This is a genomic window from Kitasatospora sp. NPDC003701, assembly GCF_053587085.1.
On sequence record NZ_JBSFNM010000011.1, the window covers coordinates 57,452 to 79,351 of the forward strand.

Below are 21,900 nucleotides of genomic sequence, written 5' to 3' on the forward strand. Positions count from 1 at the left end.
TCAGCACCCCGCCTGCTTGTCCTTCCACGAGACCAGACAAGGACGTCCTCCGTGGCCATCAGCGTCTTCGACCTCTTCTCCATCGGCATCGGCCCGTCGAGCTCCCACACCGTCGGCCCGATGCGCGCCGCCCGGATGTTCGCCCGCCGCCTGAAGTCCGAGGACCTGCTGACCGGGGTGGCGAGCGTCCGGGCCGAGCTCTTCGGCTCGCTGGGCGCCACCGGCCACGGCCACGGCACCCCGAAGGCCGTCCTGCTGGGCCTGGAGGGCCACTCCCCCCGCACGGTCGACGTCGACCAGGCCGACCGGGACGTCGAGCGGATCACCGCCGAGAAGCGGATCCGCCTGCTCGGCAGCCACCCGATCGACTTCGACCCGGGCAACCAGCTGATCCTGCACCGCCGCCGCTCGCTGCCCTACCACGCCAACGGCATGACCCTCTGGGCCTTCGCCGCCGACGGCAGCACGCTGCTGGAGAAGACCTACTACTCGGTCGGCGGCGGCTTCGTCGTCGACGAGGACGCGCTCGGCGCGGACCGCGTGAAGCCCGACGACACCGTGCTGAAGTACCCCTTCCGCACCGGCGACGAGCTGCTCCGCCTCAGCCGCGAGACCGGCCTGTCCATCTCCGGCCTGATGCTGGAGAACGAGAAGGCCTGGCGGACGGAGGAGGAGATCCGGGCCGGCCTGCTGGAGATCTGGCGCGTCATGCAGGAGTGCGTCCGGGCCGGGATGTCCCGCGAGGGCATCCTCCCCGGCGGCCTCAAGGTCCGCCGCCGCGCCGCCTCGGGCGCCCGTGCGCTGCGCGCCGAGGGCATCGGCCCGGCCAACGCCATGGAGTGGGTGACCCTCTACGCGATGGCCGTCAACGAGGAGAACGCCTCCGGCCGCCGCGTGGTCACCGCCCCGACCAACGGCGCGGCCGGGATCATCCCGGCCGTCCTGCACTACTACCTGAACTTCATCCCCGGCGCGGACGAGGACGGCATCGTCCGCTTCCTGCTCGCCGCCGGCGCGATCGGCATGCTCTTCAAGGAGAACGCCTCCATCTCCGGCGCCGAGGTCGGCTGCCAGGGCGAGGTCGGCTCCGCCTGCTCGATGGCGGCCGGCGGCCTCGCCGAGGTCCTCGGCGGCTCCCCCGAGCAGGTCGAGAACGCCGCCGAGATCGGCATCGAGCACAACCTCGGCCTCACCTGCGACCCGGTCGGCGGCCTGGTCCAGATCCCCTGCATCGAGCGCAACGGCATGGCCTCGGTCAAGGCCGTCACGGCCGCCCGGATGGCCCTGCGCGGCGACGGCCGCCACCACGTCTCCCTCGACAAGGCGATCAAGACCATGAAGGAGACCGGCGCCGACATGAAGATCAAGTACAAGGAGACCTCGCGCGGCGGTCTCGCCGTCAACGTCATCGAGTGCTGACCGCGCCGCAGCCCGCCGCCTGAGCCCCACCGGGGCCGGGCGGCGGGCTGTCGGCTTCAGGCGTTCCGGCGGGCGGACTCGTTCTCCTGGGCGAGGCGGCGCAGGGCCAGCAGGGCGGGCTCCAGGAGGACGGTCAGGAGCAGGGCGCGTTCGGCCTGTTCGAGGGGGTCCTCGCTGGTGCGCAGCCGGTCGAGGTCGAGGACGGCGGTGCGCTCGGCGAGTTCGGCGTACGGGAGCAGGGTGCGCCGGTCGACCGGCTCGCCGAGCGAGCGGAGGGTCTCCAGCGTCTCCCCCAGCACCGCCCGGGCGGGCGCGTGCGGCGAGACCTCCCAGCCCAGCTCCGCGATCAGCGCGTCGACCTCGGCCGCGCCCGGGACGGGGGCCGGTGCGGCCGCGCCGTCCTCCGCCGGCCGGGCGCCGACCGCCAGGCCGAGCACCTGGTGCTGCTCGCCGCCGTGCGCGGTGATCGCGCCCAGCACCTCCTTGGTGGCGCTCACGCTGAGCCCGCGGACCCCGATCAGCGCCCGGACCAGCCGGAGCCGGCGCAGATGGGTCCCGTCGTACTCGGCCTGGGTCGCGGAGGTCGGGCGGCCGGGCGCCAGCAGGCCCTCCCGCAGGTAGTACTTGATCGTCGCGATCGGGACCTCGCTGCGACGGCTCAACTCCGAGATGCGCACGGCTCTCCGCTTTCCCCTAGCTATTGGATACCTTCACTGTCTAACATAGATAGTGCCACTACCCAATAACGGAAACGGATCAGCCATGCCCACGCTCCCCTGGATCACCCCGCATCCGGCCACGCCGGGCACGCAGGCCGTCGTGATGGCCTCCCGGTTCGAGCTCCGCTCGCTCGCCGACGTCCCGCGCTTCTTCCTGAAGTCGCTCGCCGTCTGGCGGCAGCTCCGGACCGCGCCCGGCGCCCTCGGCGCCTCGCTGATCGCCCGGCCGACCCAGCGGACCTTCTACACCCTGTCGGCCTGGGAGAGCCAGGACGCCCTCCAGCAGTTCGCCCGCTCCGAGCCCCACCGCTCGGTCATGACCGGCCTGCGCTCCACCATGCGGGAGTCCGTCTTCACCTTCTGGCAGGCCCCGGTCGAGCAGCTCCCCGTCCCCTGGCCCGAGGCCCACCGCCGGCTGACCGAGCAGCAGGCCGCGCAGCAGACCGCGGGGCCGGCGGGCGCCTAGGAGAGGATCTCCGGCGGCACGTCGGTGGCCCGGGTGAACACCGAGACCGGGTACTGGTCGTCGCAGTACTTGTTGCCCGTCGAGACGATCCCGATCACCACGCCGTCGACGACCAGCGGGCCGCCGGAGTCGCCCTTGCAGATGCTGTCGGTCGTCCCGGGACCGGGGCGCCCGCAGACCTTCAGCTGCGGGGTTTCGCCGGGGAGGACGTAGGGGTCGCAGCCGGACAGCGGCGAGAGCGTGAGCACGGCCTTCTTGAGGTGCGTCCCCGGGCCGCCGTCGCCGGTACGGCCGAAGCCGTACACCGTCGCCGTGCGGCCGTACCGGTACAGCTTCTCGTCCCGCGTCGTCGCGACCCGGACGGTCCGCCGGTTCAGCGGCCGGTCCAGGGTGACGACGGCCGAGTCGTGGTGCAGACCGGTGGCGTAGCGGGGGTCGATCTCGAAGCCCTTCACCCGCCGCACCTGCCCGGCCGAGCCGGTCAGGTCGGTCCGGCCGGCGATCACCCGCAGGGAGGTCGGGTCGTCGGCCTCGGCGACGCAGTGGCCGGCGGTGAGCACCTTGGTGGGCGCGATCAGGGCGCCCGTGCACCACTGCTCGCCACCGGCCGTCTCCAGCGCCACGACGAAGGGGTTGGCCGCGGTGGTGGTGTCGGTGCCCCCGCGGACGGCGGCGGCCGGGGTGGCGGCGACGCCGACCAGGGCGGCGGCGGCCAGCAGGACGGTCAACGGGCGGCGGTTCGGCTTGCGCATACGGACGGCTCGCAATCTCTCTCGGTCGGATCTCTTCGTCGGGGCCGGCGGTCCGGTCTCCCCGATGATCGGGGCCGGCGCCGCGCCCCCGGGGCGACGGGCCGGGTCCCCGGGCGGGCAGGGCGGGCGAAAGCCCCGGCGTGGGGCGGCCCGGTTCCCGAACGCGGCAACGGACGTCGCTGCGTTGACGCCGGGACCGGGCACGGCGGGCGTCCCGTCAGTGCCGGACGGCACCCGGCCCGGCGAGGTGGCAGCGGCGGGGCGCGGGACGGCCCCGGTCGCGCCCCCGGCCGTGACCGCGCAGCTGCACGGGCCCGGACCGGTCGGCGCAGTGCCGGGCACGGCCACCGCCGCGCCCCGGGTGCCCGGCCGCCGGGTGGCGGTCCTCGGCCGCTGCCCGGCGCCGGCCCAGCCGCCGGAGCAGCCCCCGGAGAGCGGCCGGGCCGAGCACCAGCAGGGCGCGGCTGATCAGGATTCGGTGGACGGACACGTGGCTGCTCTTCTCCGCTGGGGGCTCGGTCGGTGCGGGCCGCCCCTCGGCCGAAGGGCGGGCTGCCGCTGCACCGAACAGTGGCTCGGGAGCCGTCCCGGCCACCAGCCCTCCCGGGGAGTACGGGACGCTGGAACGGCGGCGGGTACCGTGATCTGCGGATTCGGTGCCGCCTGGAACGCCGGACCGGAACGAGGGGGCGCCGGATGAGCGTGGAGACGGACGAATTCGCGGCGATGCTGCGTGTACTGAAGGACCGTTCGGGCCGCAGCTACGGCACGCTCGCCACCCGGCTGCACGTCAGTACGTCCACGCTGCACCGCTACTGCAACGGCGCCGCCGTCCCCAACGAGTACGCGCCGGTGGAGCGGCTCGCCCGGGTCTGCGGGGCGAGCGCCGACGAACTCGTCGAGCTGCACCGCCGCTGGATCCTGGCGGACGCGGCCCGGCGCCGGGAGCCGGTCCGGGCGACGCCCCCGGCCGGACCGACGGCGGAGCCGCAGCCTGCCCCGGCGACGCCCGTCGCCACTCCCCCGGCCGACGAAGCTCCCGCGAGCGCGCCGGAGACGCTGAGCGCCGTCGACGTGCTGAACCCGGCGGGCCGCCCCGACGGCGGGCCCCGACGCCGCAGGCTCCCCTACCCCCGGATCCTGCTGAGCGCGGTGGCCGTGGCCGTCGTCGCCGCGGCGATCCCGCTCCTCGTCCCGGCCGGGCACGACGACACCCCGCCCACGGCCCCGCAGCCCGCGGTGGCCGGCAGCGCCGCGCCCTCCGCCCCGGCCACGACCGTCGCCACCCCCTCGGCAGCCACTCCCCCGGCCGCCGCTCCGCCGACCGCAGCGCCCACCCCCACCCCCTCCGCGACGGCCTCCGCGACGGCCTCCGACGACCCGGCGCCGTTCCACGTCAACGTCCTGACGGACAACTGGGGCAGCCCCTGCGACCAGTGGTTCCTGAGCCCCAAGCCCCCGCGCTCGGTGCCCGCACCCCCCACCACCAAGCGGACGGACAGCTGGGCCGCCGCCCAGGAGGCCGTCCCCGCCGGGCACCTGCGGCTGCAGCTGACCGCGCAGGGCGAGAACGCCACGCCGGTCGTCCTGCACGCCCTCTACGTCCAGGTGGTCAGCACCCGCCCGGCCCCGAAGTGGAACGCCTACACGATGGGCTCCGGCTGCGGCGGCAGCATCACCCCGGCGGCCTTCTCGGTCGACCTCGACGCGGCGGCCCCCCGCCCGGTGGCGGTCCCGGCCCAGGAGGGCGAGGTCAAGGCCCGGACCACCTCGAACTTCCCCTTCACCGTCTCCGCCGCCGACCCCCAAGTGCTGAACGTCGACGCCGGCACCGCCGCACAGGACGTCGGCTGGACGCTGGAGCTGGTGTGGAGCAGCGGCGACCGCCAGGGCGTCCTGCCCGTCAACGACCACGGCAAGCCCTTCCGCACCGTGGGCATGAAGGGCGCGCCCAGCTACTTCTACAAGGACGAGCGCACGGGCTGGGCGCCCGACCAGTCCTTCGGCTGAGCCCGCCCCCGGCTCCCCCGCCCGCGACGACGAAGGCCGGCGCCCCCGATCGGGAGCGCCGGCCTTCGTGGTGGGGCGGGGGTCAGGCGGCCAGCTCGGCCTGCTCCGCCGGGGCCTCGGCCGGCTCGGCCTTCTTGTCCCGCATGACCAGGGCGGCGACGACCGCCGCGGCGAGGACGCCGACCGCGCTGATGGTGAAGGTGGTCGACATCGAGGAGGTGAAGGCCTCCCGGGCGGCGTGGACCAGGTCGGCGTCACCGTGGGAGACCGCCAGGGCGTCGCCGATCGAGCGCTTGGCCTGCTCGGAGCTGCCGGCGGGCATCTCGTGGGAGAACCGGCCGGAGAGCAGCGAGCCGAGGATGGCGATGCCGAGCGCGGTGCCGGCCTGCTGGATGGTGTCGTTCAGCGCGGACCCGACGCCCGCCTGCTCGGCGGGGATGGTGCCCATCAGGGCGCCGACGGCGGCCGGCATCGCGAGGCCGGCGCCGAGGCCGAGCAGGCCGAGGGCCACGGCCGGGAGGGTGAAGCCGCTGTCGGCGGAGACGGTGGTCAGCAGACCGAAGGCGGCGGCCATGATCAGCATGCCGACCAGGACGAGCAGGCGGTTGCCGATCTTCGCCGCGAGCCCGGCGCCGGCGCCGTTGCCGATCAGCGCGGCGACGGCCAGCGGCAGGAAGGCCAGACCCGCCTTGACCGGGGAGTAGCCGAGGACGAACTGCAGGTACTGGGTGAGGACGAGCAGCAGACCGCCGTTGCCGATCTGGACGAGGGTCAGCGAGAGCGAGCCGCCGCTGAAGTTGCGGCTCTTGAAGAGGGCGAGCGGGACCATCGGCGCGGAGGTGACGTTCTCCCAGACCACGAACCCGCCGAGGGCGAGGACGGCGACGACCAGGGTGACGAGGGACCTGCCGCCGAAGGCGCCGTGCTGCGGGATCTCGATGATCCACCAGATCAGGGCGGTCATGCCGGCGGCGGACAGCACCGCGCCCAGCGGGTCGGCCTTCTGCCAGGGGCCCTTCGACTCCGGCATGAGGGTCAGACCGGCGACGACGGCGAGGGCGACCACCGGGACGTTGAGGAAGAAGATCGAGTGCCAGGAGAAGTGGTCGATCAGGACGCCGCCGAGCACCGGGCTGCCGACCAGGCCGAGCATCGACACCGAACCCCAGGCCGCCATCGCCTTGCCGCGCTCGTCCTCCTCGAAGACGGTGATCAGGATCGAGAGGGTGGACGGCATGATCAGCGCGCCGCCGACACCCATCGTGATGCGGGCCGCGATGACCTCACCGGGGTTGGTGCAGTAGGTCGCGGCCAGTGAGGCGGCGCCGAACAGCAGCAGGCCGATGATCATCACCTTGCGGCGGCCGAACCGGTCGCCGAGGCTGCCCGAGGTGAGCAGGAGTCCGGCGAACACCAGGACGTAGGAGTCCAGGATCCACTGGATGTCCTGGGTGCCGGCGCCGATGTCCTCCGTCATGGACGGGACGGCGACGGTGAGCGCCATGCTGTCGATGACCAGGACCAGCGTGCTGAGGCAGAGCACGACGAGGATCCACCAGCGACGTGGGTTGCGGGTTTGCATGAGTTTCCCCTCCGAGATGCGCACGCTGTTCGTTCGCTGCGCACACTGTACGCAGAGCGGAACAGTGTGCGCAACCCATTGCACCTGTACGCTGGATGCGCACGGCGTACGCAGGACAATGCGAAGAGGAGGACCTCATGGCCACCAAGGCGAACCCGATCCCGTCCGTATGGGCGCGGCAGCAGCGCGAGGCCGAGCAGCCGGCGCTCAGCCGGGCCGCGATCGTCCGCGAGGCCGTCGCCGTGCTGGACGCCGACGGCATCGAGGCGCTCAGCATGCGCAAGCTCGGCGCCCGCCTGAACGCCGGCGCGACCTCCCTCTACCGGCACGTCGCCACCAAGGACGAGCTGATGGAGCTCGCGGTGGACGAGGCCTTCGGCGAGATGACCGTCCCGCCCGCCGACAGCCCCGACTGGCGGGCGGCCATCACCGCCGCCGCCGAGTCCTTCCGCACGACGACGCTGCGCCACCCCTGGCTGGCCACCGTCCTCGGCCAGGCCGGCCTCGCCTACCTGGGCCCCAACCTGATGGCCTACTCCGAGCGCATGGCCGCCCTGTTCGCCGCCGTCGGCTTCCCCGAGCCGAACCGCGCCATCGAGGCCGTTCTCTCGTACGCCATCGGCATGAGTACGACGGAGGCGGCCTGGCTGAACACCGTCGCCCGCTCCGGCCGGACCGAGGCCGAGTTCGTCGCCAGCCTGATTCCCGCCGCACAGGCGGCCGTGTCCGGCAGCGAGCACCTCGCCGCCGCGTACGACGCCGTGGTGGACGTCGACCCGGTGGGGCTGCGCGACGAGAAGTTCCTCTACGGCCTCGACGTCATGCTGGACGGCCTGGCCCTGCGCCTGCCGAACACCGCCTGACCGGGGGCCGCCGGGCCGCTCCGGGCCGGCCCGCGCTCCCCCGGGTTCAGCCGCCCCGCAGGAAGCGCGGGCTCCGCGCCGCGAGCGAGGCGGCGATGGTCTCCAGATCGCCCTCCGCGACCAGTGGGCCGTCCGCGGCGAGCAGCACCACGGCGCCCTCCCGCGGCACGACGTACCAGGTGGCGCCGTACGGCGAGGCCGCCCGCCAGGTGCCGGGGGCGACCTGCTCGCAGGCCCTGGCGGGGAACGTGCCCGACGAGCTGACGGCATGGCAGGAGGCGGGCGGCGCGAAGTCCGGCAGCCGCGGGCCGCACCGCCACCCCCACAACCGCCCGGCGCCGCAACGGCCTTGATTCCCCCCTCACCCCCACCCGCCTAGACTTCCGATCAACGCACGATCGGAGCGGGGGTGGGCGGCGTTGAACACTCGGGAGTGGTCCTTCTACGAGGGCGCGGACGGCTCGACGCCGCTGGTCAAGGACCTGCAGAAGGCCCGGCTCGCCACCCACGAGCGGGCCCGGCTGTTCGTCCTGATGAACCGGGTCAAGGAGCGGCAGACCCTGCCGGGGGACGTCAAGGACCTCGGCAACGACCTCCTGGAGGTCCGGCTCACCGGCGATCACCGGACCTTCCGACTGCTCTACGCGGAGGAGTCCGAGGGCCTCGTCCTGCTCGCCCTGTCGTTCTTCCAGAAGAAGTCCCAGAAGACCCCGCCCAATGAGCGCGGCGCCGCCGAGCGGCGGCTCAAGGAGTGGCGGAACCGGCCGACGGCCGGGCGGGTTCCCGGTTCGTGATATCGGCTTCGGGCGATAATGTGAGAGCACCCTGAGGGAAGGCGGCCATGGCACCCACGTTGCACGATCTGCTCGACCTCGACCCGGAGGACCCCCGCGTCGCCGCGAGCCTGGACGACGCCCGGGCCTACGCCGAGCTCGTGGAGACGCTGGTCGTGGCCCGCAAGAAGCGCGGCCTGACCCAGCGCGACGTGGCGGAGCTGATGGGGACGTCGCAGTCGACGATCTCCGAGTTCGAGCGGGCGGGCGGCGACGCCCGCTACTCGACCCTCCAGCGCTACGCCCGCGCGGTCGACGCCCGGCTGCTCAGCATGGTCGACCACACCGCCGCCGGCCTGACCCCCGTCTGGAAGCCCGCTCCGGTGCAGGTGCAGGTCCGGGTGGCCGTCCGCGAGCGGACGCCGCAGGCGCGCCCGACGGCCTGGGGCGACGACGCCCAGCGGTCGGTGACCGTCTGATGGCCGGCCCGCCCACCCGCCGTGCGGTCCGGCGGTTCAGCACCCTCGACGAGCTCACCGCCGCCACCGAGCTGGAGGACGTCACCTTCCTGGAGGTGTCCGGCCGCCGCCTCTTCGACCGGCAGGAGCCGCGCACCGAGGCCGACGCCCGGACGACGCTCTCGGTCTGGCTCCGCGAGGGCGACGACGGGACCACCCTGGAGGTGCGCTGCCGGCTCGAACTGGGCAGCGTCCAGGCGGATTTCGTGGTGGACGCGGCGGCCGCGTTCACCCTCGGCGCGCCGTTCGAGCTGCCGGCCGAGCTGCAGCAGCAGTTCGTCGACCGGATCGGCGTGACGGTGCTCTACCCGTTCCTGCGGGAGGCCCTCCAGGGCAGCGCCGCCAAACTCGGCGTCGACACCCCGGTGCTCTCGCTGCGGGGCCCGGGCCGGAGCACCTGAGAGCTGTCGGGGGAGCACCCGCCGGGGCCGCCGTCACACGGTCTACACCGCTCGCGCATGAATAATCTCAGGCAGCAGCGTTAACCTATGCAAAATCCAAAGGTGAACTAGGTTACAGACCTTGAAATCAAAGCCAGCTGGTTTGCCCACATGCTGAGATCCGTGCGATAGTCGAGATGTCCGACGGCGGGCGACGCACGAACCGCCGCGGGCACACGAGACTACGGCCGGCCCGACCTGGCACGGCCGTCACCCATCGCACGGGCACGCACCCCCTTGGCCTGCGCGATGACCTGCAGGGGCCCCCACGCACCGGACCACGGTGGATCGGGGGCCCTGCGTGTTTTCCGGCCGCGGTCGGAGCCACCACCGCCGCTCAGTGCCGCTCGCGCACCTTCAGCTCGAACCAGACACCCTTGCCGCGCGGCAGCAGATCGGCGCCCCAGCGGTCGGCGAGGTCGTCGACGATCTTGAGCCCGCGCCCGTACTCGTTGATCGGCAGCGGCTCGGCCAGGATCAGGCAGGGCAGCGCCCGCGAGGAGTCCCGCACCTCGACCCGCAGCCAGCCCGGCTTGCGCGACACCTGCAGGCCGATGGTCCGCCCGGCCGCGTGCCGCAGCGCGTTGGCCACCAGCTCGCTGGTGAGCAGCTCGCCGACCTCCAACTGCTGGTGCAGCTCCCAGGACTCCAGCACCGAGAGCACCAGCCGGCGGGCCACCGGCCCGGACTCCGGCCGCGACGGCAACCGCATCTCGCCCGGCGTCGACTGGTCGCACAGCCTGCCGTAGTACATCCGCTCCAGCTCCTCGGAGCTGAGCCGCTCCAAGGCCGCCAGCGCGTCTTGGAAGCACATCCACGATGCGTCAGCAACCAAGCTGGACCCAGGAAGTGATGACTGATCTGTTTCGCCCCAACCCGCCATGCGGTCCATCATTGCGGAACGCAAGCGGCCGCGTACGGACAATGAGCAAACGATCACTACCCGTTCGGCATATGCCGCGTGCAACCCGGGCCGGGTCCGCGTCAAGCCCGGGTTGCCGCAAACCGGCTCCTACCAGGCACTCCAGTCCAGGTTCCAGCCGCTGAGGCCGTTGTCCGGAGCCACCTTTCCGCGCGAGGAATTCTGCACGGTCACGATGTCGCCGATCAGCGAGCCGTCGTAGAAGGTGCCCGCCGAGGTGCCGCTGCCGCCGCCCTTGACGTCCTTGAGGCCGACGCAGCCGTGGCTGACGTTGTCCTCGCCGAAGGCGTTGCTCCAGTAGTTGCCGTGCACGTACGTGCCGGACGTGGTCAGCCGCATCGAGTGCGGCACCTGCAGGTCGTACGGCGCCCCGGTCATCCCGGGCATGCTGCTGGACTGCATCCGCACCACGCCCTCCTTGGACATCACGACCATGGTGCCGTTCCAGGTCGGGTGCTCCGGCGAGCCGGAGGTGATCTCGATGACCGAGCTCCTGCCGTCGGTGACCACCGTCATCAGGTGGGTCTTGGCGTCAACCGACGAGATCTGCGATCGCCCGATCGTGAAGGGCTCGTCCCGGTCCACGCCGCCGTAGACGCCGGGGGCGATCTCCACGTTCTTCAGCCGGTAGTGGACGGTGACCTTGGTCCCCGGCTTCCAGTACGCCTCGGGGCGGAAGTCCAGCCGGCGGTCGCCGAACCAGTGGCCCTTCACCACGGTGCCGTTGTCGGACTCGAAGGTGATGCCCTTGGCGACGGCCTCCTTGTTCTTCACGTCCTTGTCGAAGTCCACCGAGACGATCATCCCGACGCCGTAGGTGGCGTTGTCCTCGACGTTGTCGCTCGCCTTCGCCTCGCGCTCGGGCGTCAGCGTGGTGAAGCCGCTGTCCGCCGAGGCGACCACGCCGTCGGCGTCCGCCGCCAGCGCGCTCACCTGGTAGGCGGTGCCCACCGCGAGGGCGGTCGACGGCGACCAGCTGGCGCCGTCGGCGGCGATCGTCCCGGCGATCTCCTTGCCGCTCCTGTCGCTCACCTTGACCGTGGTGAGCCTGCCGCCCGCCACCGCGACCTTCAGCGCACCGCTCGGGGCGACGTCCACCGCGCCGTTCTTCGGCTGGATGTCCAGCACGGCCGCCGACGCCTTGGGCGTCGTGGCGGCCGGGGCGGGGGCGGTGGCCTGCGCCGACCCGGCCGCCGGTGCCGAGGCGCTCGACGCGGCCCCCGCGGCCGCACCGCCCAGCTCGGCCTTGGCCGCGCTCCCGCCGCCCGCACCCCCGCCGCCGCACGCGCTGGTCAGCACCAGCACGCCGCCGAGCAGACCGGCCGCCACCACCGTACGTATCGACCTCATGTCGACTCCCCCTCCCGTTGATCCCGCTCGATCACGACGGGACTCGTCAGATACACGCGGCGGTCACCGGAAAGGTTGCGCCATTCGAGCGGTATTTGCCGGGGAACGACGACCGGCCCGACCCCAACGAGTGAGGATCGGGCCGGTCGTCACCGTGCCGGGACTACGGGAGCCACCGCGGGGTAGGGCCTACCAGTTGGTCCAGTCGATGTTCCAGCCGCTGAGCCCGTTGTCGGGCGCGACCGTCTTCTCCTTGGAGTTCACGACCTTGACCACGTCGCCGATCATCGAGTCGTTGAAGAACTTGCCCGCCACCGAGGCGTCGCTGCCGTCCTTGGTGTCCTGCATCGAGATGCAGCCGTGGCTGGCGTTGCTCTTGCCGAACGGGTTCGCCCAGTAGTTGCCGTGCACGAAGGTGCCGGAGTTGGTCAGGCGCATCGCGTGCGGCACGTCCGGGATGTCGTACTCGCCGCCGAGACCGACGGTCTGCGAGTTCATCCGGGTGACCTTCTCCTTGCTGGAGATCACCATCACGCCGTTCCAGGACGGGTTCTTCTCGTCGCCGAGGGTCACCGGCACGGTGTGCGGCTGGCCGTCCCGGACCACCGTCATCTGGTGCGTCGCGGAGTCGGCGGTGGAGACCTGGGAGCGGCCGATGACGAACGGCTCGTCCTTGTCCACGTCGCCGTAGACGCCGGGGGCGACCTCGACGTTCTTCAGCCGGTAGTGGATGGTGACCTTGGTGCCCGGCTTCCAGTACTCGGCGGGGCGGAAGTCCAGCCGCCGGGTGCCGAACCAGTGGCCCTTGACCTCGGTGGCGCCGTCACTGGTCTCGAAGGTGATGCCCTTGGCGACGGCTTCCTTGTTCTTCACGTCCTTGTTGAAGACCACCGAGACGATCATGCCGACGCCGTAGGTGGCGTTGTCGGTGATGTTGTCGTTGGTGGAGATCTTCTTCTCGGGCGTCAGCGTGGTGAACGAGGTGGTGGACGCGGCCACCAGGCCCTCGGCGTCCTTGGCCTGCGCGCTCACCTTGTAGACCATGCCGACGGCGAGCGCCGCGCTGGGCTTCCAGCCGGTGCCGTCCGGCGTGATCGCCCCCGCGACCGGCTTGCCCTCCTTGTCGGTCACCTCGACCGTGGTCAGCTTGCCGCTCGCGACCGAGACGGTGAGCGCGTTGGTCGGCGAGACGTCCTGCGCACCGTCCTTCGGCTCGACGCTCAGCACCGCGGCCGAGGTCTTCGGCGCCGCCGAGCTCTGGCCGGCCGCGGGGGTGCCGCTGCCGTTGGCACCCGCCGTGGCGGCCGCGTCACCGCCGCCGCTCCCGCTGTCGCCGCCCTTGTCGTCCCCACACGCCGCCGTCAACAGCAGCACCCCGCCCATCGCGAGCGCCACCGCACTGCGGCGCATCCGACGGCTGGTGGTACCTATCGCGGCATCGGCCGCCCTAACCGGCTTCACGGTTTCTCCCCTCCCGGTGTCCATCCAGATGGACGCGCGTCTGCCCGGACGGGTTGCACCGGACCGGCGATCTTTCGCACCGAGATTCGGCGCGGCAAGCAGGATAGCTGGGCCGAATGAGTGAATCCCGGGAGGAGTGCGGTGAATCACAGGTGGAACAGGGGTGAAGATCGGCGGGAGACCGCGGCCGGCGGCCGGCGGGTCAGTGCTCGATCGCGCTGCCGGCGATCCACTGGGCCCAGGGCAGGTTCCAGCCGTTGAGGCCGTTGCTCGGCGGGACGAAGTCCCCCGTGGAGGCCTTCACCTCGATCACGTCCCCGGGGACGGTGTGCTCGAACAGCCAGCCCGCCGGGCTCTCCTTGCTCGCCCCGCCCTTGGCGTCGGACAGGCCGATGCAGCCGTGGCTGGTGTTGGCCGTGCCGAAGACCGCCGGGTCGGCCCAGTAGTTGCCGTGGATGAAGGTGCCCGAGGTGGTCAGCCGCATCGCGTGCGGGACGTCCTTGATGTCGTACTCGTCGCCCATCCCGACGGTCTGCGAGTTCATCCTGGTCGTCCGGTACTTCTCGGACACCACCAGCACCCCCCGGTAGGTGCTGTGCTTCTGGTCCCCGCCGGACACCTTGAGCGTGCGCACCACCTTGCCGCCCTGGCCGGCCCGGACGGTGAGGGTGTGGGCGTCCAGGTCCACCGTGGAGACCTGGGCCCGGCCGATCGTGAACCGGACGTCCTTGGACTGGGTGCCGAACTCGCCCGGCGCGCCCTGCACGTCCTTGAGCCGCAGCGCCACCGCGACCTTGGTGCCGGCCTCCCAGTAGGTCTTCGGCCGGACGTCCAGCCGCTGGTTGCCGAACCAGTGCGCGGCCACCTCGACGGGTGGGTCCGCCGTCACCTGCACCGCCTTCTCGACCGCCGCCCGGTCGGTGATCGGCCGGCTGAAGCGCAGCGAGACCGGCATGCCGACGCCGACCGTGGAGCCGTCCTCCGGGGTGAAGAAGGCCACGAAGGTGTGCGCCCGGGCCACCGTCGAGAACGCCGTGTGCTGGTTCGCCTTCTGGCCCTGGTCGTCCTCGGCCACCGAGTCCAGGGTGTACGCGGTGCCGAGCGGCAGCGGGCCGTTCGGCGTCCAGGCCGAACCGTCCTCGGAGACCGTCCCGGCCACCTCGGCGCCCTTGGCGTCGGCCAGCCGGACGGTGAGCAGCCGGCCCTGGGCCACCGAGACCCGGACCGGGCCCTCCGGCGGGACGTCCTGGGCGCCGTCGGCGGGCAGTGCGGTGATCGCCGCCCGGGAGGGGGGCGGCGGCGCCGTGTGCCCCGGAGCGACCGCGTCGCCGCCCGGGGCCGGCGCCGCGCCGCCCCCGCCGGTGCACCCCGTCAGCACGGCCAGGCACCAGCCCAGCGCCGCCGCACGCCGTGCCCAAAACCGTACTCGGGGCCGCATTCCGGGGCCTCCCGCCGTTTCCGTCCGATACCCCGGACAACGAGGGCAATCCCGACAGGACACGCGAACGACCGGGTGAACCTCACTCCGGCGGCCCACCGCGACCGCCCGGGGGCCCGCCGCGCGCCCCCCGCCGCCCGCCCCCCGGCCGCCATCCGCCGGTAAGCCACCGTTCAGCGGCTTCCGATCAGCAGGATCAGGGAAAGAGAAGGTGAACGGGGTCCGGGACACCCCGCCCAGGGAGGGTACGGCCATGGCGTCAGGGCAGGAGCTGGAAGCCGGAGTGCGGCCGCGCGGCAGTGCCGGCACCGAGCCACCGTGGCCCGGCAGCTGGCAACCGCTCGGCGCCCGCTTCCGCACCGACGCCCAGGGGCGCCAGGGCACCAACTTCGCGCTCTGGGCGGCCGGGGCCGAGGCCGTCGACCTCTGTCTCTTCGACGAGGACGGCCGGGAGAGCAGACACCGGCTGACCGAGCAGAACTTCCAGACCTGGCACGGCTTCCTGCCCGGCGTCCGCCCGGGCACCCGGTACGGCTTCCGCGTCCACGGCCGCTGGGACCCGTGGACCGGCGCCCGGTGGAACCCGGCCAAACTTCTGCTCGACCCGTACGCCCGGGCCGTCGACGGCTGTTACACCTCCCACGACTCGGTCTGCTCCGCCGTCCGCAACTGGCCCGAGGCCGACGTCGCCGACACCGTCCGGGACAACCGCGACTCGGCCCGCTACGTGCCCCGGTCCGTCGTCGTCCACGACGACGACGACTGGTACGACGACCACCGGCCCAAGACCCCCTGGGCCGAGACCGTGCTGTACGAACTGCACGTCCGCGGCTTCACCATGCGCCACCCCGAGGTGCCGCCGCAGCTGCGCGGCACCTACGCGGGCCTGGCCCACCCCGCCGCGATCGCCCACCTCACCGAACTCGGCGTCACCGCCGTCGAGCTGCTGCCGGTGCACCAGCACGCCGGCGAGGACCACCTCCAGGCCCGCGGGCTGGGCAACTACTGGGGGTACAACACCGTCGGCTACTTCGCCCCGCACGCCGGCTACTCCGCCTCGGGCGGCCGCGGCGGCCAGGTCGGCGAGTTCAAGCGGATGGTGCGCGCACTGCACGCCGCCGGGATCGAGGTCGTCCTCGACGTGGTCTACAACCACACCGCCGAGGCCGCCGAGTTGGGCCCCACCCTGTCGCTGCGGGGCATCGACAACGCCGGGTACTACCGCCTCCCGCTGAACCGCCCGCGCGGCTACGCCGACTACACCGGCTGCGGCAACACCCTGGACACCCGCCGCCCGCAGGTGATCCGGCTGATCACCGACTCGCTGCGGTACTGGGTGACCGAGATGGGCGTGGACGGCTTCCGCTTCGACCTCGCCGCCGCGCTCGCCCGCGGCAGCGACGGCGTCGAGATGGACCACCCCTTCCTCGCCGCCGTCTCGCAGGACCCGGTCCTGAGCCGGGTCAAGCTGATCGCCGAGCCCTGGGACGTCGGCGCGGGCGGCTACCAGGTCGGCGGCTTCCCCCCGCTGTGGGCCGAGTGGAACGACAAGTACCGCGACACCGTGCGGGACTTCTGGCGCGGCGCCCGCCCGGACGTCCGCGAGCTCGGCTACCGGCTCTCCGGCTCCTCCGACCTCTACCAGCGCGGCGGCCGGCGCCCCTACGCCTCGGTCAACTTCGTCACCGCGCACGACGGCTTCACCCTGCGCGACCTGGTCTCCTACAACCGCAAGCACAACGAGGCCAACGGCGAGTCCAACCGCGACGGCACCGACGACAACCGGTCCTGGAACCACGGCGCCGAGGGCGAGACCGCCGACCCGGCCGTCAACGCCCTGCGCCTGCGCCAGCTGCGCAACCTGATGGCCACGCTGCTGCTCTCCACCGGCGTCCCGATGATCACCGCCGGGGACGAGTTCGGCCGCACCCAGCTCGGCAACAACAACGCCTACTGCCAGGACAACGAGATCAGTTGGCTGGACTGGTCACTGCTGGACGACCCGGGCTGGGCCGGGCTGCGCGACCTCACCGCGCGCCTGGTCCGGCTCCGCCGCGCCCACCCGGTGCTGCGGCAGCGGGCGTTCTTCTCCGGCCGGGCCGCCGCGCCCGGCGGCCAGCCCGACCTGGCCTGGTTCACCCCGCGCGGCAAGGAGATGACCGAGGCCGACTGGTTCGCCCCGACGGCCTGCCTCGGCATGCTGCTCTCCGGCGCCGCGATGTCCGAACGCGACCAGTACGGGAGCCCGTTGCGCGACGACAGCTTCCTGCTGCTGCTCAACGCCGGCCCCGACCCGGTGGCCTTCACCCTGCCCGGCGAGCCCTGGGCCGCACCGGACGCGGCGTACGAGACGGTGCTGGACACCGCCGAGGAGACCGGCCCGCACCCCGCCCCCGACACCGCCCCGCCGGACACCGCCCTGCTGGGCGGCCGGTCGCTGCGACTGCTGCGCGCACCCGCCCCTCGCTGATCCCCGCACCCCACCGGCCCCGCGCACGGGTGGCCGGTTCTCGTCGACAGGTGCGAAAAACCGGATGAGAAATGACGGGGGCTCGACCTACGCTCACGGCGATGGCCGAGAACCAAGCCCCCGCCCCCGCCCCCGCGCCCGCCCGCCGGTCGACGGTCCGCTCCCTGCTGCGCCTGTGGCCGTACGCCCGCGCGATCCGCTGGCGGCTGACCGCCTCGGTCGGCGCCGCGCTGCTCGCCGCGCTCAGCGTGCTGCTCGTCCCGATCGTTCTCGGCCGCATCGTCGACGGGCCGATCACCGACCACGACCTCGGGGCGCTCTGGCCGCTGATCGGCCTGCTGCTGGCGCTCGGGCTGTTCGAGGCGGCCCTGTTCTACACCCGCCGGGTCATCCTGGCCAAGCCCCTGGCCGGGGTGGAGACGGCGATGCGCGGCGACCTCTTCGCCCGGCTGCAGCGGCTGCCGATCTCCTTCCACGACCGCTGGGGCTCCGGCCAGCTGCTCTCCCGGGCCACCGCCGACATGTACACCATGCGGCTGTTCCTGGCCTTCCCGCTGGTCTTCCTGATCGTCAACACGGCGACCTTCCTCGCCGGCACCGCGCTGATGTTCACCCAGGACTGGCGCCTCGCCCTGATCGTGCTGCTGCCGGCCGCCCCGCTGATGGTGCTCACCCGGCGGTTCGAGGCCGGCTACTCCGGCGCCGCCCGCCGCGCCCAGGACCAGAACGGCGACCTCGCCACCGTCATCGAGGAGTCGATCCTCGGCATCCGCATCCTCAAGGCCTTCGGCCGCCACCGGTCGATGGCCGAGCGCTTCCGCGCCCGGACGAACGACCTGCGCCGCACCGAGCTGCGCAAGGCCGGCCTGCTCGCCAACCTCTGGGCGGTCATCGTCGGCCTGCCCGAGCTGGCCCTCGGCTGCGCGCTCGCGGCCGGCTGCTACCTGGTCGCGCACGACGAGCTGAGCACCGGCACCCTGGTCGCCTTCCTCTCCACCGCGCTGGCGCTGCGCTGGCCGGTCGAGTCGCTGGGCTGGCTGCTCGCCTACGCCAACGAGGCCGCCACCGCCGCCGACCGCTTCTTCGAGGTGCTGGACGAGCCCGAGCCGGCCGACGCCCCCCACCCGGAGACCGCCCCCACCGCCCCCGCGCAGGGCACCGCCCCCGACGGCATCCGGCTCACCGGCGTCCGCTTCCGCTACCCGGACGCCCCGGCCGACACCCCCGACCTGCTCCGGGGCATCGACCTGCACATCCGCAGCGGCGAGACGATGGCCCTGGTCGGCGCCACCGGCAGTGGCAAGACCACGCTCACCGCGCTGCTCCCCCGGCTGTACGAGGCCACCGCCGGCACCATCACGCTGGACGGCCGGAACGTCCGCGAGCTGTCCCGGGAGCGGCTGCGCGAGCTGGTCTCGGTCGCCTTCGAGGAACCCACCCTGTTCTCGGCCACCGTCCGGGAGAACGTGCTGATGGGCGCGCCCGGCGCCGGCCCCGAGCAGCTCGGCGCCGCGCTCGCCACCGCCCAGGCCGACTTCGTCGGGAAGCTGCCCGACGGGGTCGAGACGGAGGTCGGCGAGCAGGGCCTGAGCCTGTCCGGCGGCCAGCGCCAGCGCCTCGCCCTGGCCCGCGCGGTGGTCGGCGCCCCGGCCTTCCTCGTCCTGGACGACCCGCTCTCCGCACTGGACGTGCACACCGAGGCGCTCGTCGAGCGGGCCCTGCGGCAGGTGCTCGGCTCCACCACCGCGCTGGTGGTGGCCCACCGGCCGAGCACCGTCCTGCTCGCCGACCGGGTCGCGGTGCTCGCGGACGGCCGGATCGAGGCCGTCGGCACCCACCAGGAGCTGCTGCGCACCTCGGCGCGCTACCGCGAACTGATGTCGGGCGAGGCCGCCCTGGTACCGGAGAGGGGCCCCGCCCGATGACCACCACGATCGAGCCCGCCGAGAAGGCCACGAAGGACGCGAGGGGCGCGCAGGCGGCACCGGAGGAGGAGCTGCCCGCGCCGCCGGCCGACGAGGAGGACATCCCCGTCCCGCCGGGCGCGCCCCGGGCGCTGCTGCGCTCGCTGCTCGGCCCGCACCGGGCCCGGATCACCGTCGCGATGGTGGTGATCCTGCTCCAGCAGGCGGCGCTGCAGTCCGGCCCGCTGCTGGTGGCGATCGCGATGGACCGGGGCATCCCGGCCCTGCGCGACCACGACGCCGGCCCGCTGGTGGCGGTGATCACCGCCTACCTCTCCTTCGCGCTGCTGAGCACCGTGCTCCAGTGGGCGTTCATCAAGATCAGCGCCCGGATCAACCAGGACATCCTGGTGGAGCTGCGCGGCCGGATCTTCCGGCACGCCCAGCGGCTCAGTCTGGACTTCCACGAGCGCTACACCTCGGGCCGGATCATCTCCCGCGCCACGTCCGACGTGGACGCCCTGCGCGAGCTGCTCTCCGAGGGCCTCCAGGAGCTGCTGACCGTCTTCCTCTCGGTCTTCTACATCTCGGTGCTGCTGCTGGTGATGGACTGGCGGCTCGGCCTGGTCTCGCTGGCCTCGTTCGTCCCGCTCTTCCTGATCGCCCGTTCCTTCCGGAGCCGCTCGCGCCGGGTCTACCGCCGCTCGCGCACCTCGGCCGCCTCGCTGATCGTGCGCTTCACCGAGACCATGAACGGCATCCGGCCCGTCCAGGCCTTCCGCCGCGAGCGGGCCAACGACGCCGCGTTCGCCGTGGTGAACCGGCAGTCGGCCGCCGCCACGGCGGACGGCCTGCTGGAGATCGCCCGCTACGTCGGCCTCTCCCGCGCCACCGCGAACGTCTGGAGCGCCGGGGTGGTGCTGTTCGGCGCCTTCCTGGTCACCGACGGCGCCGTGGAGCTCGGTGTGCTCACCGGTTTCGTGCTCTACCTGCGCCGGCTGTTCGACCCGATCGACCAGCTGGCGATGTTCCTGAACAGCTACCAGTCGGCCGCCGCCGCCCTGGAGAAGATCGCCGGTCTGCTCGCCCACGAGCCGACCGTCGCCGAGCCCGCCGAGCCGAAGGAGCTCCCGGCCCCGCCGGCGGAGTCCCTGGCGAAGGGGCGCGCGGTGCACTTCGAGAAGACGAGCTTCGGCTACCGCTCCGGCAAGGAGGTGCTGCCCGCCTTCGACCTGGCGCTGCCGGCCGGCCAGACGGTGGCCGTGGTCGGGGCGACCGGGGCGGGCAAGTCGACCGTCGCCAAGCTGCTGGCCCGCTTCTACGACCCGACCGGCGGCCGGATCACCCTCGACGGGGTGGACCTGCGCGACCTCGCCACGCCGGAACTGCGCCGCGGGGTGGTGATGGTGACGCAGGAGTCCTTCCTGTTCTCCGGCACCGTCGCCGAGAACATCGCGATCGGCCGCCCGGGCGCCTCCCGCGAGGAGGTCGAGCAGGCGGCGCGGGACATCGGCGCGTACGAGTTCGTCGCCGCGCTGCCGGACGGCTTCGACACCGACGTGCGCAAGCGCGGCGGCCGGATCTCGGCCGGCCAGCGCCAGCTGGTGGCCTTCGCCCGGGCGCTGCTGGCCGACCCCGCGGTGCTGATCCTGGACGAGGCGACCAGCTCGCTGGACGTCCCGGGCGAGCAGGCCGTCCAGCGGGCGATGCGCACGGTGCTGGCCGGGCGGACGGCCGTGATCATCGCCCACCGGCTCTCCACCGTCGAGATCGCCGACCGCGTCCTGGTGATGGACCGGGGCCGGATCGTCGAGGACGGCACCCCGCAGGAGCTGATCGAGGGCTCCGGCCGCTTCGCCGAGCTGCACCAGGCCTGGCGGGACAGCCTGGTCTGACCACTCATCGTCGGGTAATGGCCTCTAGGCCCTTTCATCTCTTACCGAAAGGGCCTAGGGTGAGTTGTGGGCCTTACGGCCCCTGGGCCGACGACCGAGGGAGCGGGACGTGACCGACCGGACGCACTGGCAGGACTGGCAGCGCAGCTGGGACCGCCAGCAGGAGTGGTACCTGCCCGACCGCGAGGAGCGCTTCCGCGCCATGCTCGACGTCGTCGAGGCCGTCACCGGCCCCGCGCCGCGCGTCCTCGACCTCGCCTGCGGCACCGGCAGCATCAGCGAGCGGCTGCTCGCCCGGCTGCCCGGCGCCGTCAGCGTCGGCGTGGACCAGGACCCGGCGCTGATGGCCATCGCCCGCGGCCTCTTCGCCGACGAACCCCGGTTCACCCTGGTGACCGCCGACCTCACCGATCCGGACTGGGCCGCCCGGCTCCCGCCCGACCCCTACGACGCCGTGGTGACCGCCACCGCCCTGCACTGGCTGCGCACCGACGACCTCGTCCGGCTCTACGGGGACCTCGCCAAGCTGATCCGCCCCGGCGGCGTCTTCCTCAACGCCGACCACACCCCCGAGCCGTCGATCCCGCTGCTCACCGCCGCGACCGAGGCCTTCCAGCAGCGGCGCCAGGAGCGCGAGCGGGCCGAGGGCGTCCTCGACTGGGCCGGGTGGTGGGCGGCCGCCGCGGCCGACCCGCTGCTCGCCGAGCAGGTCACCGCCCGGAACGCGCTCTACGGCTCGCACGCCGCCGGCGCCTCGCACCCGGCCGACTGGCACACCGCACGGCTCGCCGAGGCCGGGTTCCGCGAGGCCGGGGTGGCCTGGCGCTCCGTCACCGACTCCCTGGTCGCCGCCGTCCGCTAGGGCCGGTCCGTTCGGGCCGCCGGTCCGTGACCCGCCCGGCGGCCCGGAGGTGGGGA

At 73.1% G+C, this 21,900-nt stretch carries 20 protein-coding genes; 11 read left to right on the forward strand and 9 right to left on the reverse strand.

Annotated features, from left to right (window positions below):
* Nucleotides 1-51 precede the first annotated feature (51 nt).
* Complete coding sequence (locus tag ACWDRR_RS13300; RefSeq protein WP_449772285.1) at nucleotides 52-1,419, forward strand: L-serine ammonia-lyase; 1,368 nt, start codon at nucleotides 52-54, stop codon at nucleotides 1,417-1,419.
* Between the two features lie 56 nt (nucleotides 1,420-1,475).
* On the opposite strand, the gene ACWDRR_RS13305 is transcribed toward ACWDRR_RS13300, so the two are convergent.
* Nucleotides 1,476-2,096 (reverse strand): MerR family transcriptional regulator, encoded by a 621-nt coding sequence (locus tag ACWDRR_RS13305; RefSeq protein ID WP_449772286.1) that lies wholly within the window; start codon nucleotides 2,094-2,096, stop codon nucleotides 1,476-1,478.
* A gap of 85 nt (nucleotides 2,097-2,181) precedes the next feature.
* Here ACWDRR_RS13305 and ACWDRR_RS13310 point away from each other — a divergent pair, with 85 nt between their 5' ends.
* Entirely contained in the window at nucleotides 2,182-2,604 is a 423-nt protein-coding gene (locus ACWDRR_RS13310) for a DUF3291 domain-containing protein (protein ID WP_449772287.1), read from the forward strand.
* Here ACWDRR_RS13310 and ACWDRR_RS13315 read toward each other — a convergent pair.
* Both ACWDRR_RS13315 and ACWDRR_RS13320 read right to left on the reverse strand, forming a co-directional pair.
* On the reverse strand, nucleotides 2,601-3,356 hold the full coding sequence (locus tag ACWDRR_RS13315) for a S1 family peptidase (protein WP_449772288.1): 756 nt from the start codon (nucleotides 3,354-3,356) through the stop codon (nucleotides 2,601-2,603). The genes ACWDRR_RS13310 and ACWDRR_RS13315 overlap by 4 nt on opposite strands.
* Before the next feature lie 217 nt (nucleotides 3,357-3,573).
* Nucleotides 3,574-3,846 carry a hypothetical protein gene (locus ACWDRR_RS13320; RefSeq protein ID WP_449772289.1) on the reverse strand — a complete coding sequence of 91 codons (273 nt, stop codon included), beginning with the start codon at nucleotides 3,844-3,846 and terminating at the stop codon, nucleotides 3,574-3,576.
* A 206-nt stretch (nucleotides 3,847-4,052) separates the two neighbouring features.
* Between ACWDRR_RS13320 and ACWDRR_RS13325 the strand changes: the two genes are divergently transcribed.
* Nucleotides 4,053-5,366, forward strand: a complete 1,314-nt coding sequence (locus tag ACWDRR_RS13325) for a helix-turn-helix domain-containing protein (RefSeq protein ID WP_449772290.1) — start codon at nucleotides 4,053-4,055, stop codon at nucleotides 5,364-5,366.
* Between the two features lie 82 nt (nucleotides 5,367-5,448).
* On the opposite strand, the gene ACWDRR_RS13330 is transcribed toward ACWDRR_RS13325, so the two are convergent.
* Nucleotides 5,449-6,948: an MFS transporter gene (locus ACWDRR_RS13330; protein ID WP_449772291.1), complete on the reverse strand. Its 1,500-nt coding sequence runs from the start codon at nucleotides 6,946-6,948 to the stop codon at nucleotides 5,449-5,451.
* A gap of 137 nt (nucleotides 6,949-7,085) precedes the next feature.
* On the opposite strand from ACWDRR_RS13330, the gene ACWDRR_RS13335 reads away from it, so the two are divergent.
* Complete coding sequence (locus tag ACWDRR_RS13335) at nucleotides 7,086-7,811, forward strand: TetR/AcrR family transcriptional regulator (RefSeq protein ID WP_449772292.1); 726 nt, start codon at nucleotides 7,086-7,088, stop codon at nucleotides 7,809-7,811.
* A gap of 46 nt (nucleotides 7,812-7,857) precedes the next feature.
* On the opposite strand, the gene ACWDRR_RS13340 is transcribed toward ACWDRR_RS13335, so the two are convergent.
* Complete coding sequence (locus tag ACWDRR_RS13340) at nucleotides 7,858-8,139, reverse strand: hypothetical protein (RefSeq protein WP_449772293.1); 282 nt, start codon at nucleotides 8,137-8,139, stop codon at nucleotides 7,858-7,860.
* A 91-nt stretch (nucleotides 8,140-8,230) separates the two neighbouring features.
* Here ACWDRR_RS13340 and ACWDRR_RS13345 point away from each other — a divergent pair, with 91 nt between their 5' ends.
* The 3 genes from ACWDRR_RS13345 to ACWDRR_RS13355 are packed head-to-tail and all read left to right on the forward strand — an operon-like array spanning nucleotide 8,231 to nucleotide 9,503.
* The gene (locus tag ACWDRR_RS13345) at nucleotides 8,231-8,605 is read left to right on the forward strand and encodes a type II toxin-antitoxin system RelE/ParE family toxin (RefSeq protein WP_449772294.1); all 375 of its coding nucleotides are present in this window, start codon (nucleotides 8,231-8,233) and stop codon (nucleotides 8,603-8,605) included.
* Nucleotides 8,606-8,652: 47 nt separating this feature from the next.
* The gene (locus ACWDRR_RS13350) at nucleotides 8,653-9,063 is read left to right on the forward strand and encodes a helix-turn-helix domain-containing protein (protein WP_449772295.1); all 411 of its coding nucleotides are present in this window, start codon (nucleotides 8,653-8,655) and stop codon (nucleotides 9,061-9,063) included.
* On the forward strand, nucleotides 9,063-9,503 hold the full coding sequence (locus ACWDRR_RS13355; protein WP_449772296.1) for a hypothetical protein: 441 nt from the start codon (nucleotides 9,063-9,065) through the stop codon (nucleotides 9,501-9,503). The genes ACWDRR_RS13350 and ACWDRR_RS13355 overlap by 1 nt, the downstream gene beginning before the upstream one ends.
* 376 nt (nucleotides 9,504-9,879) lie before the next feature.
* Here ACWDRR_RS13355 and ACWDRR_RS13360 read toward each other — a convergent pair whose 3' ends face one another.
* The 4 genes from ACWDRR_RS13360 to ACWDRR_RS13375 all read right to left on the reverse strand — a co-directional run bounded on the left by ACWDRR_RS13360 (nucleotide 9,880) and on the right by ACWDRR_RS13375 (nucleotide 14,713).
* A complete protein-coding gene (locus ACWDRR_RS13360; protein ID WP_449772297.1) occupies nucleotides 9,880-10,356 on the reverse strand; it encodes an ATP-binding protein in 477 nt (158 codons plus the stop codon).
* Nucleotides 10,357-10,554: 198 nt separating this feature from the next.
* Nucleotides 10,555-11,814 (reverse strand): L,D-transpeptidase, encoded by a 1,260-nt coding sequence (locus ACWDRR_RS13365; RefSeq protein ID WP_449772298.1) that lies wholly within the window; start codon nucleotides 11,812-11,814, stop codon nucleotides 10,555-10,557.
* A gap of 189 nt (nucleotides 11,815-12,003) precedes the next feature.
* Nucleotides 12,004-13,224: a L,D-transpeptidase gene (locus ACWDRR_RS13370; protein WP_449772299.1), complete on the reverse strand. Its 1,221-nt coding sequence runs from the start codon at nucleotides 13,222-13,224 to the stop codon at nucleotides 12,004-12,006.
* 253 nt (nucleotides 13,225-13,477) lie between these two features.
* A complete protein-coding gene (locus tag ACWDRR_RS13375) occupies nucleotides 13,478-14,713 on the reverse strand; it encodes a L,D-transpeptidase (RefSeq protein WP_449772300.1) in 1,236 nt (411 codons plus the stop codon).
* 253 nt (nucleotides 14,714-14,966) lie between these two features.
* On the opposite strand from ACWDRR_RS13375, the gene glgX reads away from it, so the two are divergent.
* The 4 genes from glgX to ACWDRR_RS13395 all read left to right on the forward strand — a co-directional run bounded on the left by glgX (nucleotide 14,967) and on the right by ACWDRR_RS13395 (nucleotide 21,844).
* Nucleotides 14,967-17,183 (forward strand): glycogen debranching protein GlgX, encoded by a 2,217-nt coding sequence (gene glgX / locus ACWDRR_RS13380; RefSeq protein ID WP_449772301.1) that lies wholly within the window; start codon nucleotides 14,967-14,969, stop codon nucleotides 17,181-17,183.
* 101 nt (nucleotides 17,184-17,284) lie between these two features.
* Nucleotides 17,285-19,108 (forward strand): ABC transporter ATP-binding protein, encoded by a 1,824-nt coding sequence (locus tag ACWDRR_RS13385; RefSeq protein ID WP_449772302.1) that lies wholly within the window; start codon nucleotides 17,285-17,287, stop codon nucleotides 19,106-19,108.
* A complete protein-coding gene (locus ACWDRR_RS13390) occupies nucleotides 19,105-20,982 on the forward strand; it encodes an ABC transporter ATP-binding protein (RefSeq protein ID WP_449772303.1) in 1,878 nt (625 codons plus the stop codon). The genes ACWDRR_RS13385 and ACWDRR_RS13390 overlap by 4 nt, the downstream gene beginning before the upstream one ends.
* Before the next feature lie 109 nt (nucleotides 20,983-21,091).
* A complete protein-coding gene (locus tag ACWDRR_RS13395; protein ID WP_449772304.1) occupies nucleotides 21,092-21,844 on the forward strand; it encodes a class I SAM-dependent methyltransferase in 753 nt (250 codons plus the stop codon).
* Nucleotides 21,845-21,900: the final 56 nt, after the last annotated feature.